General features: G+C 63.5%; 14 protein-coding genes. 5 read left to right on the forward strand and 9 right to left on the reverse strand.

Going from position 1 to position 14079, the window contains the following annotated elements; genetic code table 11:
• A complete protein-coding gene (locus CTEST_RS02505; protein ID WP_047252395.1) occupies nt 1-246 on the forward strand; it encodes a hypothetical protein in 246 nt (81 codons plus the stop codon).
• 9 nt (nt 247-255) lie between these two features.
• On the opposite strand, the gene CTEST_RS02510 is transcribed toward CTEST_RS02505, so the two are convergent.
• Entirely contained in the window at nt 256-669 is a 414-nt protein-coding gene (locus CTEST_RS02510; protein WP_047252396.1) for a hypothetical protein, read from the reverse strand.
• A gap of 55 nt (nt 670-724) precedes the next feature.
• Between CTEST_RS02510 and CTEST_RS02515 the strand changes: the two genes are divergently transcribed.
• Together CTEST_RS02515 and CTEST_RS02520 are read left to right on the forward strand one after the other, a co-directional pair.
• Nucleotides 725-1393, forward strand: a complete 669-nt coding sequence (locus CTEST_RS02515) for a hypothetical protein (RefSeq protein ID WP_047252397.1) — start codon at nt 725-727, stop codon at nt 1391-1393.
• A 2-nt stretch (nt 1394-1395) separates the two neighbouring features.
• Nucleotides 1396-2877, forward strand: a complete 1482-nt coding sequence (locus CTEST_RS02520; protein ID WP_047252398.1) for a DNA polymerase Y family protein — start codon at nt 1396-1398, stop codon at nt 2875-2877.
• Here CTEST_RS02520 and CTEST_RS02525 read toward each other — a convergent pair.
• Nucleotides 2868-3473 carry an AMIN-like domain-containing (lipo)protein gene (locus CTEST_RS02525; protein ID WP_456236238.1) on the reverse strand — a complete coding sequence of 202 codons (606 nt, stop codon included), beginning with the start codon at nt 3471-3473 and terminating at the stop codon, nt 2868-2870. The two genes, CTEST_RS02520 and CTEST_RS02525, sit on opposite strands and share 10 nt — an antisense overlap.
• A 134-nt stretch (nt 3474-3607) precedes the next feature.
• Here CTEST_RS02525 and CTEST_RS02530 point away from each other — a divergent pair, with 134 nt between their 5' ends.
• Nucleotides 3608-4492, forward strand: a complete 885-nt coding sequence (locus tag CTEST_RS02530; RefSeq protein ID WP_047252400.1) for a sucrase ferredoxin — start codon at nt 3608-3610, stop codon at nt 4490-4492.
• On the opposite strand, the gene CTEST_RS02535 is transcribed toward CTEST_RS02530, so the two are convergent.
• From CTEST_RS02535 to CTEST_RS02550, 4 genes are all read right to left on the reverse strand, one after another.
• Nucleotides 4452-5210, reverse strand: coding sequence for an HAD hydrolase family protein (locus tag CTEST_RS02535; RefSeq protein WP_047252401.1), 759 nt, complete (start codon nt 5208-5210; stop codon nt 4452-4454). The two genes, CTEST_RS02530 and CTEST_RS02535, sit on opposite strands and share 41 nt — an antisense overlap.
• 10 nt (nt 5211-5220) lie before the next feature.
• Nucleotides 5221-5898, reverse strand: coding sequence for a methionine ABC transporter permease (locus CTEST_RS02540; protein ID WP_047252402.1), 678 nt, complete (start codon nt 5896-5898; stop codon nt 5221-5223).
• The gene (locus tag CTEST_RS02545; RefSeq protein ID WP_236686123.1) at nt 5895-6947 is read right to left on the reverse strand and encodes a methionine ABC transporter ATP-binding protein; all 1053 of its coding nucleotides are present in this window, start codon (nt 6945-6947) and stop codon (nt 5895-5897) included. The genes CTEST_RS02540 and CTEST_RS02545 overlap by 4 nt, the downstream gene beginning before the upstream one ends.
• Nucleotides 6948-7023: 76 nt before the next feature.
• Nucleotides 7024-7908, reverse strand: coding sequence for a MetQ/NlpA family ABC transporter substrate-binding protein (locus CTEST_RS02550; RefSeq protein ID WP_047252404.1), 885 nt, complete (start codon nt 7906-7908; stop codon nt 7024-7026).
• 140 nt (nt 7909-8048) lie between these two features.
• Here CTEST_RS02550 and CTEST_RS02555 point away from each other — a divergent pair, with 140 nt between their 5' ends.
• Nucleotides 8049-11177 carry an error-prone DNA polymerase gene (locus CTEST_RS02555; RefSeq protein ID WP_047252405.1) on the forward strand — a complete coding sequence of 1043 codons (3129 nt, stop codon included), beginning with the start codon at nt 8049-8051 and terminating at the stop codon, nt 11175-11177.
• 290 nt (nt 11178-11467) lie between these two features.
• Here CTEST_RS02555 and CTEST_RS02560 read toward each other — a convergent pair whose 3' ends face one another.
• The 3 genes from CTEST_RS02560 to CTEST_RS02570 form a co-directional block, all read right to left on the reverse strand.
• Complete coding sequence (locus CTEST_RS02560; RefSeq protein ID WP_047252406.1) at nt 11468-12313, reverse strand: hypothetical protein; 846 nt, start codon at nt 12311-12313, stop codon at nt 11468-11470.
• Between the two features lie 665 nt (nt 12314-12978).
• On the reverse strand, nt 12979-13482 hold the full coding sequence (locus CTEST_RS02565; RefSeq protein ID WP_047252407.1) for a PIN domain-containing protein: 504 nt from the start codon (nt 13480-13482) through the stop codon (nt 12979-12981).
• 49 nt (nt 13483-13531) lie between these two features.
• Nucleotides 13532-13987, reverse strand: a complete 456-nt coding sequence (locus tag CTEST_RS02570; RefSeq protein ID WP_144413201.1) for a helix-turn-helix domain-containing protein — start codon at nt 13985-13987, stop codon at nt 13532-13534.
• Nucleotides 13988-14079: the final 92 nt, after the last annotated feature.

The following is a 14079-nucleotide window of genomic DNA, read 5'->3' on the forward strand; positions in this document are numbered from 1 at the left end:
ATGACCGAAAAACTAGCCCGCGACGACGACCGCCGCTACACCTTCCAACCCGGCCGCGTGCTCATCGCGGCGCTCATCTTCACCGGCTTGGTCATCTGGCAGGCGCACCTCGCCTGGACCTGGTGGTTGCCGTCCTTCTTGTTCATCGTGGTGATCTTCTCCGGCATGCACGCCTTCTACAACTGGGCGAACATCAAGCTCAACGCCATGGGGCGTCGCGCCCGCGAGGCCGGGCAGGAGTTTTAGGCTAGATCCCTAGGCATACGCCAGCGCACGTGAGCCGTCGACGTGCGGGAACACCCAGTACATCCACCCGAAGATGGCGAGCCAGATCAGCGCGGTGCCCCACACGGGCACCGGCGCGAACACCGGCACGATCATGAGGGCGAGCCAGACGAAAAACAGTGGCATGACCTGCGTGAGACGCGGCTTGACCACGGCGTTGTGTTGTTCCAGGAACTCTTTCATCTCCCGGCGGTAGGGGTGGCCGAACATGAGGAGCAGGCCGGCGGCGATGGCCACTATCATGACCGCGACCTGGATTCCGCGGGGCAGCTGCGTGGAGAGGACGGCCACACCCAGCCCGATGAGGAACGAGGTGCCCAGCCGAACGATGGCCGGGGTGGGGATGGGGGTGACGTGTGAGCGCAGGTTGGAGTAGGCGTTCATGCTGGCCAACGCTACCAGTTGACGCCGTGGGGGAATCGGGCGCATACTTGTTCCCATGAATGGAACGCCTGTTCGGAAGATGGTGGGAGATGAGGAGTTAGCCGGGCTGAGCCGCGGCGAACGCATCGAGCTCCTGCGCTCCCGCATGGGCGCCCCCAAGCTCAGCACGACCAGCATTCTCCAAGCCCCGCCTGAGCTGGGACAACTCCTGCCGCAGGGGGGACTTGCCCGTCAGGCCGTCACCGAAATCGCGGACTGCCCGGCGCTCATCGTCGAGCTCATCTCGCATACTACCGCCGCGGGCGGACACGTCGGGGTGGTGGGGTGGCCAGAACTCTCGCTCGCCGGTGTGAGCGAACAGGGCAATCTGGATCGCGTCATCGTCGTGCCGGACCCAGGGGTGGACCCGCTGGGCGTGGCTGCGGTGTTGGTCGAGGGGCTGGACCTGGTCATCGTGCGTTCCACGGGGCAGCTCTCCCCGGTTCGGGCGCGGCCGCTGCTGGCCAAACTTCGCGGGGGGAGCGCCGCGCTCGTGTTCGTTGGCGTCCAGATTGCGTCCCCGGCGGCGCGGATCGGGGCCACTGTGAGCACCTTTCGCGGCATTGGGCCCGGTCGGGGCCGGATTCAGGGGTTAGATATTCACGTCCACGTGGCGGCCAAAGGCCACCGCCCGATGCAGGGGACCATGACGGTGGGCCGTCGCGCTGAGCTGCGGGCGGTGTGAGCATGCGGGTTGCCGCCCTGTGGTTTCCGGATTGGCCGGTGCAGGCGGCGCGGATCGAGGATGAGGGCCTGCCAGCGGAGATCCTCATCGCCGCTCAGCACCGTGTGCAGGTGTGCTCGGTGGCTGGGGTGCGCCGGGGCATGCGGGTGCGTCAGGCGCAGGCAGTGTGCCCCGGAATCATGGTCCTTGAGGCGGACCCAGACCGGGATGGGCGCATGTTTGAGTCCATTGCTGCTGGCCTGGATGATGTTGCCTCCTCCGTTGAGGTGCTCCGCCCCGGGCTGGTGATCGTCGATGTGGGTGCGGCGGGGCGTTTCCATGGTTCGGAAGGGGCGGCTGTAGAGAAGCTTATTGATGCCGCGGCGCGCCGCGGCATTGACTCCTTCGTCGGTGTCGCGGACGAGATCGCCACCGCGCTCATCGCCGCGCGCATTGGCGCGATAGTGCCGGTCGGGGGATCGCGGGATTTCCTTGCGGGGCTGCCCGTCAACGTCCTGCCCGAGGAGCAGGTTGTTACCGCGCTGCAGGACCTCGGTGTGCGTACTGTAGGCGAGCTGGCGGCTTTGCCCGTGACGGCGGTATCCACCCGCTTCGGCGCGGCCGGTGTGCGCTGCCACCGGATCTCTCAGGCGCGCCCGGACCGGCGGGTGGCGCCGGAGTTACCGGCGGCGGATCTTTCGGTGGCAGTGACCCCGGAGGATCCCATCGAACGGGTCGACGCGGCTGCCTTCGCCGCGCGCCAGCTCGCCGCCACTCTCCACGAACGGCTCCGGGATGCGGGCTTGAGCTGTGTGCGCCTGCGCGTCATCGCCGAGCTCAGCGATGGCACCCGCCTTGAACGCGTCTGGCGGACCCGCGAGGCGCTCGACGAATCGGCGACTGCGGACCGGGTGCGTTGGCAGCTGGATGGGTGGCTGACGGCGGGCGGGGCGGGGGCGATTGCCTCGCTCATCCTCGAACCTCTGGAGACGGCCTACCCCGATTCCTATGCGCCGGAGGAGAAGAAGAACGCCCAGCGGGTGATTAACCGGGTGCAATCGAGTTTGGGCATTGATGCTGTTCTGCAGCCCCGGCTGGTCGGTGGCCGGGGTGTTGCGGAGCGCATCGACCTGGTCCCTTATGGGGAGACCCGGGACCCGGTGCCGGAGGGTAGCTGGCCGGGCCGTATCCCCGGGCCCCTGCCAGCACGTCTGGCGCACCCGGCGTCCCGGGTCCGGCTTATCGACGCCGAGGCGCGTGACATCCGCGTCACCGTCGAGGCGTTGCTCAGCTCCCCACCCCACGCGCTGGGGTGGGGGCGGCACCGGTATTGGGTGGCCGCCTGGGCGGGACCATGGCCGGTGGATACCGGCTGGTGGGGAAGTGACCCACACAAAGTCGCCCGCCTGCAGGTGGTGGGGCAGGCGGACGAGGAGGATTACCCGCGTGCGTGGTTGCTCGTCTGGGCGGGCGGGGAGTGGCGGATCGAGGCAGCCTACGGCTGAATGTCAATGACCAGGCGGTGCGGATCCTGCAGAACCTGGACGGAGTAGGGCTGCTTCTTGTTCAGCCCGACGACGAACTGGGAGCGGCCCTCGAAGGTGCCCTCGGAGATGACCTGGGTGACGTTGCCAGAACCTGAGACCGTGCCGATGTTCGGGTCTTCTTTGCCCAGTTCAAAGGGGTACGTCGTGCCATCAATATTAACGTTGAGGGCGATGGGGCCATCGAAGGTGATCGGCTTGCCGGAGCCCTGCTGGGTGGGGGTGGTGGTGTAGTCGATGAACCACCCGGGCTCGCCGTCACCGACGAGGTCAAACACAACGCGATCGAAGCCTTCGTGGCTGCCCACGCGGACCCCGGAGACCATCAGCTGAGACGGAGCCTCAGGGCGGAGGGTTTTCATGGTGGTGTCAGCGTTGCCGAGCGGGGTGATTCCGGCGTCGGCGGAGGGGGCGGAGCCAGTGCCCATGGTGGCTGCCGCCAAGGTGTCCGTCGGCGTGGCGGAGGAACCCGAGGGGTCAGCGGGCTGACCCGTCGAGCAGGAGGCAAGGCCAACGCAGCCCACGCACACGAGGGCAGCCAACGGAAGGCGGTAAATGCGGTCAAGCACGGTCATATATTCACCGTAGACTCAGGAAGGTACAAGGGTGAAGTCAGATTCGGGATAGATGAGTGATCGTGAACGAATCGTTGTAAAAGGGCACCCCCTCCGGACAACGTTATTGTGGTGGCATGGATGAGACTGAATCAGCAGCCGAGGTGCAGCGTTGCTCCGATGTGAGGGGCGAGCCCCTGCCTGGTTCTGCCAAAAAGGAGCGGGTGTATGTCATTTTGGAGTGGCCGCAGGGGTGGAGCCGCGACGTCCTTGACGGCGGGGTATTCGGCGATGAGCTGACGGCGCAGCTGAAGAAGAAGCTGAGCAAGGTCGCTAGCCTGCAACTGATCCGCCAGCCCGGGCGGGACGGGCGGCAGATAGACAAGCACCGCCTCTACTTGGTGTTCGTGGAGCAGGCCCGTACCGAGCTCCTGGCCGTCGATGGGCCGGAAGCGATCCTGGACCTCGACCTGTCCGGCCCTGGCCGCAATGGCGGTCAGCTTGTGGAAGACCCGCTGATTTTGGTGTGTACGCACGGCAAGCGCGATGTGTGTTGTGCGGTCAAGGGTCGGCCCCTCGCTGCGGAGTTGGCTGACCGGTTCCCGGGGGTGTGGGAGACCTCGCACACCAAAGGCCACCGCTTCGCGCCCTCCATCCTGCTCATGCCCTGGGGATATAGTTTCGGGCGGCTCAACGTGGAGGCGGCGTCGGCGATGGTGGCGGCCGCGATCAAGGGGGAGTGGTTCCAGCCCGGCAACCGCGGCTGTGGGCTCTATAGTCCGCGTGGTCAGGTCGCTGAAGTTGCGGTGGCGGGGATGCTGGATCACCTCAGCTACGGCGACCTCACCGTCGTGGAGGGGGACCCCGTGGTGGTCACCCACGTCGATGGTCGCCGCTGGGCGGTGGAGTTGGAGAAGAAAGAGGTAGCTGGCGTCATCTCCTCCTGCGGCGATGCCCCGAAGACCTCTGCGGTGTGGGTGGCTAGCGCAATTGAGGCAATGCCCCCGCTACCGATTCAATGACCTCATCGGCGGTGTCGATGACTTCGGCGGGGGACCAGGGGAAGGCGAAGGAACGGTCGGCGATGGCGTGCATCGAGAGGTCGTTCCATGAATCGCCGAAGGTATAGAGGGTGACTGCTGAGCGATCAAGCCCGAGATGGGTCATGAGGTTGATCAGCCCGGAGCCCTTGGACGCGCCCTTGGGCACGATGTCCACGAACATCTGGTTGGTAACCACGTCCACCTCGGGGAATTGCTCCGCCAGGCGCTGGGCAAGCTCGTGGAGGTCGCCGTCGGTGACCCACAGCGGGAGGCCGACGAACTCGTGGGCATCGGCGATATCGGCGAGGGTCATTCGCGTGTAATCGCGGAGGATGGTGCTGTCCGCCGTCCCGGCGGGCAGCTGCGTGAAGAGCGCATCGCGCTCGCCGAGCATGGTGGCAAAGACGGTGATCCCGGGGACGTCGATAAGCATGGCGATCAGCCGACGCACCAGCTCAGCCGGCAACGTGGCGCGGAAGGGGGTGCCGGTGACGACGGCGCCGGTGTAGATGATGTCGTAATCGAAGCGGAAGCCGTAGGGGCGCAACGCATGATCGAGCGCGGAACGGGACTTGCCGGTGGCGGCCACCGCGAGATGCCCGGCGGCCTGCCACTCCTGCAAGGCGGCGAGGACATCAGGCGCGATCCCCTCGGGGAACAAAATCGTGCCATCGATGTCGAACGCCGCCATCTTCATGCGTGCCAGCCTAGCGGCGCATGATCTTCCGCGAGATCCAGTTGCCCAGCAGCTGAGCGATCTGGACGATGACGACGATGACGATGACCGCCGCGTAGGTAACCTCCAGGTCGTAGTTGCGGTAACCGTAGACGATGGCGAAGTCACCGATACCGCCGCCGCCGACGTAGCCGGCCATGGCGGACATATCAACCACGGCGATGAATATGAAGGTGTAGCCGAGGATGAGCGGCCCGAGCGCCTCCGGCAGGATCACCGTGGTGATGATCCGCAGCGGGCTAGCGCCCATGGCTCGGGCGGCCTCAATGACGCCGGGGTCGATGGCGACGAGGTTTTGCTCCACGATGCGGGCCACCGCGAACGTCGCGGCGATGCACATGATGAACACGGCCGCCGACCGGCCAATGGTGGTGCCCACCACCGACAGGGTCAGTGGTGCGAACATGGCGATCATGATGATGAACGGGATCGGTCGGATGAAGTTCACCAGCAGGTTAAGGAGCCAATACACCGGCTTGTTCTGCAGCACCGCGCCCGAACGAGTGGTGTAGAGCAGCACGCCGACGAGGAGGCCGAGGAGGCCGCCGACCACCATGGTCAGCGACACCATAATGAGCGTATCGACGATCGCCTCGAGGAAGGTACCGCCCAAACGGTCCCAGTTCGCGGCGAGAATGGTGGTGGTCATCGCTTGATCTCCTGGATATCGGTCGTGCGGGTGAGGGCGTTGTAAAAGCCCTCGATGGCCTCATCGGGTCCGGACAGGCGAACCGTCACCTTGCCAAAGGAGTGCTTTTGCAGGGTGGTGACACCGCCGTGCACGATGCCGATCCGGGCGCCCCCCTCCCGGGCCCTCGCCGCCGCGGCGAAGAAACCGGAATCCTCGGTGAGGTCGATGGTGAACAGGCGCCCGTCGTGGGCCAGGAGATCTTCGGCCTCCACCCGGTCCGGCGTATTGCGCAGGGATGTTGAGACGAAGCGGGCGGCGACGTCGGTCTGCGGCTGCGAGAAGACCTCGTAGACGCTGCCGTACTCGACGACCCGGCCGTTTTCCATGACCGCGACTTTGTCGGCGATGTAGCGCACGACCTCCATCTCGTGAGTAATGACGACGATGGTGATGCCCAGCTCGCGGTTGATCTCGCGCAGCAGGTTGAGCACGTCCTGGGTGGTCTCCGGGTCAAGCGCTGAGGTGGCCTCGTCCGCCAGGAGCAGGCTGGGGTTGGTGGCCAGGGCGCGAGCAATGCCGACGCGCTGCTTCTGTCCACCCGAGAGCTGCTCCGGGTAGGAACCGCCCCGATCGCCCAGCCCCACGAAGTCGAGGAGCTCCGCCACGCGTTGCTTGCGCTCCGCCTTGGGCATACCCGACAGCTTGAGCGGGTACTCGATGTTGCCGGCCGCGGTGCGCGAGTGGAAAAGGTTGAACTGCTGGAAGATCATGCCGATGCCGCGGCGGATGGAGCGCAGCTTGGCCTCGGGGAGGCCGACGACATCGGTGCCGTCGAGAAGCAACTCGCCAGCGGTGGCATTGTCCAGGCCGTTGATCAGGCGCACGAGGGTGGACTTGCCGGCACCGGAGTAGCCGATGACTCCGAGGATCTCGCCGGGCTCAACGGTCAAGGTGACGCCGTCGACGGCGCGCACTTCGGCCTTGCTCGGGGTGTGGAAGACCTTTTCGACGCCGCGGAACTCGATGCGCGTGCCGCGAGTAGTGGGTCGACTAGTGGGTGCTGTCACTTCTTTACAGCCCTTCATGATGGGGGAAACCCCGCCGCTGGAAAGACGACGGGGCAGGGATGGAGATACGAGCGTCTTAGTTGTTGGCTGCCAGACGGTCCATGATCTCGGCGAGCTGGGCGCGGTCACGATCGACGGCGACAGCGGTGTTGCCGGAGGTCTTCTGCACGGCCTCGGCGACAGACGGGTCCTTCCACAGCTCGGCCAGACGGTTGATCTTCTCATCGTCGGCCTTGGCGGCGGTGGTGACGAAGACGTTGATGTAGGGCTCGGCCTGCTCCGTGGACGGATCATCCTGGAAGATGGAGGACAGGGGATCGATGCCGGCGCGCTCGATGAAGGAGTTGTTGATGATCGCCGGAGTGCCCTCGTGGTAGGAGGTCGGGGTCTGCGCGGCATCAACCGGGGTGATGGTCACCTTGGAGGCGGCCTCGTCGATGTCGGCGGGGGTCGGGTTGAGCAGGCCCTCTTCCTTGAGGGTGATCAGCTCAGCCTGCACGAGCACGTTGATGGCGCGGCCCTGGTTGGTCGGGTCATTGGGGATGGTGATGTTCTGGCCCTCAATGCCGTCGAGGGAATCATGGTCCTTCCAGTACAGGGCCAGCGGGTAGATCTCGGTGGCAGAGATCGGGACGAGGTCGTTGCCGGTGCCCTCGTTGTAGTTGTTCAAAAACAGCAGGTGCTGGAACTTGTTGACATCGATCTGACCCTGAGCGAGGGCATCGTTCGGGGTAGTGAAGTCGGAGAAGTTGACGATCTCAACCTCAATGCCTTCCGCCTTGGCCAGGTCGGTGAAGGCGTCCCACTCGCCGAGGCTGGCGTCGGTGGTACCGACGCGGATGGGAGCGTTGTCGGAACCGGAGGCCGAGTCGGAGCTGGAGTCAGACGAGGAGCAGGCGACGAGCCCGGTGGCAGCGATGACGGCTGCGGCGGCGCCCGCGAAGATGCGACGGAAGTTCATGTCGAAGTAATCCTTAACAGTTGGGTGGTGATATCGCTGATTGCACAACCTAGCACCGCCCGTACAGCTCTGTCTACTTTGAATTCAGGGGGTAGGGCTGGAGGTTGGTACAGACATTCGATTCCGCTACTTTTAAGGCTATGAGATTTAATGGCGGGGCGCCCCTCAACTGGTCGCGGCTGGAGCGCATCCTCTCCGGCCGCGAGGGCCCCACGCCGGTCCCGGTCGATCACCTGGGTACGGAGGCCCCTCGTCGCCCGGTGGGCCAGTCGGGTCAGTCGGGCACACCCTTCGCCGAGCTTCATGCCGTCTCGTCCTACAGCTTCCTGGGTGGGGCCAGCGAGCCGGAGGAGCTGGTGACCAGGGCCGTCGAACTTGGCTTGTCCGCCTTGGCGTTGGTGGATCGCGATGGGTTTTATGGCGCGGTGAAATTTGCCGAGGCCGCCGCCGCGGTGGACCTGCCCACCATCTTCGGGGCGGAGCTGACGATGGGGGATCGCATCCTCACCGTGTTGGCCCGCAGCCCCGAGGGTTATCGTCGGCTATCGCACCTGATGACCGATGCGCACATGATCACCGGGGTGAAAGGCGAGGTGTCCTATCCTCCCCTGGAGGGTGTGGCAGAAGCCCTCGATGGGCACGGCCTGGTGCTGCTTGGATGGGAATGGTCTGATGACATCGGGGAGGTCATTGCGGCCTTCGGGACCGACAACGTGGTCCTGGAATATACCGCCACCATGACCCCGGAAGACGCTGACCACCACGAACTTCTTGATAGGTGGAACAACCTCCGCGCGGTCGCCACCGCGGTTCCCGGTGCGGCGACCCGGGATCGCTCCCGGCTGGCCGGGGCGAAGCGCGCGCTGGCCCGTCGGCTCTCGCTTCCCGACGCCGAGCCAGACCTGCACCCCATGGGTGCGCCCTGGATGCGCTCAGGCGACCAAATGGTCCGACTCCTGCCGGGCCGAGAATCATTGGTGGAGCAGACCCTCGCCGTGGCCCGGGAGTGCGCCTTCACCCTCGACCTGGTGGCCCCGGAGCTGCCAGACTTTCCCACCCCGAATGGGCACAGCGAAATGTCCTGGTTAAGGGAGAAGACCCGGGAGCGGGCGCGGCGCAGATACGCCACCCGCCCGGAGGATATCCGGGAGCGGGCGCACCGGCAGATCGACTACGAATTGGAGGTGATTGAACAGCTGAACTTCCCCGGGTACTTCCTCATCGTCTGTGACCTCGTGGACTTCTGTCGCGATCACAACATTCTCTGTCAGGGGCGGGGCTCAGCGGCGAACTCGGCAGTGTGCTTCGCGCTCGGCATCACCAACGCCGAGCCCATTAGTGCGGGGCTGTTATTCGAACGTTTTCTCTCACCCAACCGAGATGGCCCACCCGACATTGATATCGACATTGAGTCAGGGCGACGCGAAGAGGTCATCCAGTACGTTTATGAGCGCCACGGGCGGGCGAAAGCAGCCCAAGTAGCCAACGTCATCACCTACCGGACCAAGGGGTCTGTTCGCGACGCCGCCCGCGCCCTCGGCTACCCGCAGGGCAGCGCCGATGCCTGGAGCAAGGGCACCGCCGAACCGCCGCCGGAGGTGCTGGAGCTGGCAGCCCAGTTCAAGGGGCAACCCCGCCACCTGGGCATCCACTCCGGCGGCATGGTCATCTGTGATCGCCCCATCGCCGACGTTGTCCCCGTCGAATGGGCCCGGATGGAAAAGCGCTCGGTTGTGCAATGGGATAAAGACGACTGCGCCTCCGCCGGCCTGGTCAAGTTCGACCTGCTTGGCCTGGGCATGCTCGAAGCCCTGCACCACATGATGGACCTCGTGGAAGAACAACACGGCCGGCGCGTAAACCTGTGGGAGCTGGACCTGGCGGAGCCGGCGGTCTACGACATGCTCTGCCGTGCCGACGCCGTCGGAGTATTCCAGGTCGAATCCCGCGCGCAGCTGTCCACCCTCCCGCGGCTCAAACCCCGCTGTTTTTTCGACCTCGTGGTGGAGGTCGCGCTCATCCGCCCCGGCCCCATCCAGGGCGGATCCGTCCACCCCTACCTGCGCCGCCGGGATGGCCTGGAGGAGATCACCTACGACCACCCCGTGCTGGAAAAATCCCTGGGAAAGACGCTGGGCATCCCACTGTTCCAGGAACAGCTGATGCAGGTGGCTGTCGACGCCGCCGGTTTCAGCGGAGCCGAAGCCGACGAATTGCGCCGCGCCATGGGATCCAAGCGATCCCCGGCCCGGATGGCGGCGCTGCGCGATCGCTTCTTCCGGGGAGCACACGAAACCAACGGCATCGACGGGGCCGTCGCGGAGAAACTATGGAACAAGATCGTCGCGTTCGCCGCCTACGGCTTCCCCGAATCGCATTCCCAATCCTTTGCCTCCCTGGTGTACTTCTCGGCGTGGTTCAAACACCACTACCCGGCGGAGTTCTGCGTTGGCCTGCTCCGCGCCCAACCGATGGGCTTCTACTCCCCACAATCGCTCATCCAGGACGCCCGCCGACACGGGGTGCAGATACTACCGGTGGACGTCAACGAATCCGGTGAGCACGCCCGAGTAGTGGACGGCCAGATCCGGATGGGCCTCAACCTCATCAACGGCGTGAAGGAAGCCGCCGCTCGCATCGAAGCCGCCGCCCCTTTCACCGGCATCCCGGACCTGTCGCGCCGGGCCGATCTCACGGTGGCGCACGTCGAAGCCCTGGCGCGGGCCGGGGCCTTGGACTGCTTTGGCATCGACCGACGGCAAGCATTGTGGGAGGCCGGGGTGGCGGCGACCGAGCGGGAGGGAATGCTGCCAGGGCTCTCGGCCATCGAAGCCCCAGCGTTACCCGGGATGAGCTCACTGGAGCTCCTCGTCGCCGATGTCAGCAGCACCGGGGTGACCCCGCAGACGCAGCCGATGGCGATGGTGCGCGATCAGCTAGCAGAGGCAGGCATCCTCCGGGCCTGCGACCTGCGCAGCGTGCCGGATGGCACGCGGGTACGCATCGCGGGCGTGGTCACACATCGGCAACGACCACAGACCGCCTCAGGGCTGACATTTCTAGGCATGGAGGATGAGACCGGGCTGATGAACGTCATGGTCTCGGTGGGACTATGGAAGCGGCAACGGGTAGTCGCGCGGACCTCAAAGGTGCTGGTGGTGCGGGGAATCGTGCAGAACGCGACCGGGGCGACGAGTGTTGTGGCGGACCGGCTGGAGCCCCTGACGATCGGGGAGTGGTTTAGCCGCGGTTCGCGGGACTTCCGCTAGCTCGCTTGAAGCTGGAACTAGTAAACGGTCGGAGAGTGCCAGAAGGTTTGTGCGTCGGGGATTCCTTACGTCAAAGAGATAAACTTGAGCGACGACTTCGGCATGACCACGCCCCGAAGCGATCGAGGGAAAGCTGCTTGCCAAGGATGCCAACGACCTCCTGGTAGTCCCCCGTGGGTTGAGGGCTGGGGCTGCCGGAGTATTGCTTTGCACCACAGTGCCTCCTAAAAAGTGGTCACGTCTGGCGCGCCGAAGTATGGCAGCTGTCAGAAAGGGAGATGGGGCATGTATCAGGGCCGAGACTTGAATTCTTTCAGTGTTTGCACAGTGGTGATTCTTGGGGTGGAGTGCTCCTCCAGGTGAAGAAGGTATGTACTCCGCACGGCCTCTCTAGCGAAGCCGCCAGGTTTGCTGGGCATCCTCTGCTTTTTGTCAGTTAGCAGCCCGGCCTTCTCCAGCTGGTTCAACCCACGTGCTCGTGTCGACGGGGTAAGCCCAATACGTTGCTCGAAACGGGCGATCGACCACCACATCGGCTCGAGCGGGTCGTTTCTCTCTGCGAGTATGGCCAGCATCATTGCGAGGCCGGGTGTGCCCAGATCGTAGAACTCGTCGTTCTGCCACAACGTAATGGGTATCTTTACCCACCGGTTCCTCTTGTCTTTCGAACCCCTTGGCGGTAGGTATGGTGACCCATCGCCAGACTCATCGAGCAGTGTGATCATTGATGGCTGACCTTTTTTGCGCTCCAACGCAATGAGGTTCGCTTCTTCTAGCCTTCGCAGCGCGTTGGTGATCCGCCGGGCATAGGTTTCTTCTGGTTCTGCAAGGCCGAGGAGTTCCGCCCACTGCCGTGCAGGAATGTTGGTAGTGTACGGCTCGGCGCTGCACCGCCATAGGAGCGCCAGGTACAAACGGAGCGTGATCCCGTCCCGGCTGCCGGATTTCACCAGACGCCCCATGGGTGTGTCTGCTTTCTCTCCCTTTTTCGCGTCCACGTCACGGATGAAACGGGTTCGCACGGGAATCTCTTCTCGCCTTGACCCCTTCTTCATCTCCCTCGCACGCCTTTTGGCCCTGGTTACTATCTCCTCAGATGACGGCTGGGTCGTGAGGTTAGTTCTCTCTGCTACCATCAATTCCTCCCGGTGTACGCTGCGAAGTTAAATTGGATCTCCTTACTTCACTCTCTGACTGTACTTGTTAGATCGCATTAACGCACCTACCTACAGGGCAGTAACGAGCTCAGTTGAGGTGCTGTAACGTGCATAATTCAGTTGCCAATCCTCCTATTTGCAGTGGTAGGGGCTATGAATCATGCAAATGCTTGGTACACTATGGCTCAGGCACAACGAAATAGCCGTAAACGTCCTGGTGATCCCCGAGGTGCGGGGGCAGCGTCAAGATAGGGTGCGTGCGCAATGTCGATGTGTCAGGGTGTAGTCGGAAGCGGTTCGCGAAGTGCTTCTTGTCTGCTAGTTCGTTTCTCTCTCCCATGGGTGGAGGTGGGATTCGTGGCTCAGGTACGCCCGCTGCGGGCCCCGGCTGATAACCGGGGCCTTGCGGCTTTTGTGGATACCTGGGTGCTGCCGTGGTGACGTTTTGAGCCACGCGATATCTTGCCTTCTAAAAAACAATGTCCTTGAACTGTCCTTGAACTGCGATGGTTGCGGGGTGGGGTGCAGATAGATGGACATAGGTTTCAAGTGACGGTCAAGCTACCGCCTGGCCTCTAAATCCGCCCCACCAAATCCCGCGGACGCGGCACAATATGTGGCCTACAGATTTAAGGGGAGTCCATCTATGGCCGGAGTAGGGCTGCCGCGTTCGGGGCCCCCGACCTGGCCAAAGAATCAAGCACATCATTGATCGTTTTGGGTGGATTCTTGAAAGCAGCCGTCGCATAGGTGACGGCTTGGGTGACAAGAGTGCTGTGGAGATCAATCTGATCACACAAGAACTCGTCTGCCCCCTGTATCTCGATGTCGTATTGGTTCATCACGTGCTGGGGAAAGTCTCGCTTGTTCTCGGTGACGATCACCTGAGCACCGCATTTGATCGCAGCAGCCAGGACATGCCGGTCATCAGGATCTGGCAAGATCAACGACTCAACTAGACCCTCATATCCGGTCACAAGACAGTCATCTATGGCTCGGCACATCAGTTGACGAGTTCGACGGAATTTTTCGGGGTCGATGTCTGGCCGATTGGCCTGGAGATTGCGAAAGACCTCATCCAGGATTTCATTGGTCCACCGGGCTCGGAAGATGCCGATGCCAGCCACCCTGATGAGGATGTCGCGCAATGTGTTGGGGTAGAGCGTATCGACGTCACCCCGATGACGGTGAAGCTACTCACTCGTAGAGGTCTATCCCCTCGGTGAGGGCGGCGAGCTCGTCTGCGGCCGCGCGGGCGTCGAGGTCCCGTTGGTGTTTGTAGGCTTCTACATCAGCCGCATATATACGCCGATGAGTGCCGACCTTGTGGGCGGGCAAAATATCCTGATCTATCAGCTTGACCACATGGGGGCGGGAGACATTGAGTAAATTTGCTGCCTGCTGAGTGGTCAGCTCTGCGCTCGTAGGCACCACGCTCACCGATCTTCCAGCCACCACATTGGTTAGGACCTTCTGGAGTACCGTCGCAACCTCCCTGGAGAGACGAATCACGTCATCAGAATTCTCCACGGCGACGTAGACATCCTGGCGGGTAGACGTTCCGCTCAGCACGGAGTTGATCTTTGCCAACGCCTCGCGAGCGTGGTCGACAGCCATGTTGTTGGTGGTTTCGTTGCCCTGGAGATCCGACACAATTCCACCTTATCCATTAAACGCAATAAACGAAACGGTAGCGTTGGCGGTGTTATGCCTGCCGTGCCATCACCTGCCACCTGGTACTTGAC

This window comes from Corynebacterium testudinoris (genome assembly GCF_001021045.1).
Taxonomy (GTDB): domain Bacteria; phylum Actinomycetota; class Actinomycetes; order Mycobacteriales; family Mycobacteriaceae; genus Corynebacterium; species Corynebacterium testudinoris.

Excerpts from the sequence above, each read along its gene's own strand:
- CTEST_RS02510 (WP_047252396.1), bottom strand. The coding sequence starts at position 669 with ATGAACGCCTACTCCAACCTGCGCTCACACGTCACCCCCATCCCCACC.
- CTEST_RS02505 (WP_047252395.1), top strand. The coding sequence starts at position 1 with ATGACCGAAAAACTAGCCCGCGACGACGACCGCCGCTACACCTTCCAA.
- CTEST_RS02515 (WP_047252397.1), top strand. The coding sequence starts at position 725 with ATGAATGGAACGCCTGTTCGGAAGATGGTGGGAGATGAGGAGTTAGCC.
- CTEST_RS02530 (WP_047252400.1), top strand. The coding sequence starts at position 3,608 with ATGGATGAGACTGAATCAGCAGCCGAGGTGCAGCGTTGCTCCGATGTG.
- CTEST_RS02540 (WP_047252402.1), bottom strand. The coding sequence starts at position 5,898 with ATGACCACCACCATTCTCGCCGCGAACTGGGACCGTTTGGGCGGTACC.
- CTEST_RS02560 (WP_047252406.1), bottom strand. The coding sequence starts at position 12,313 with ATGGTAGCAGAGAGAACTAACCTCACGACCCAGCCGTCATCTGAGGAG.
- CTEST_RS02555 (WP_047252405.1), top strand. The coding sequence starts at position 8,049 with ATGAGATTTAATGGCGGGGCGCCCCTCAACTGGTCGCGGCTGGAGCGC.
- CTEST_RS02550 (WP_047252404.1), bottom strand. The coding sequence starts at position 7,908 with ATGAACTTCCGTCGCATCTTCGCGGGCGCCGCCGCAGCCGTCATCGCT.
- CTEST_RS02535 (WP_047252401.1), bottom strand. The coding sequence starts at position 5,210 with ATGAAGATGGCGGCGTTCGACATCGATGGCACGATTTTGTTCCCCGAG.
- CTEST_RS02520 (WP_047252398.1), top strand. The coding sequence starts at position 1,396 with ATGCGGGTTGCCGCCCTGTGGTTTCCGGATTGGCCGGTGCAGGCGGCG.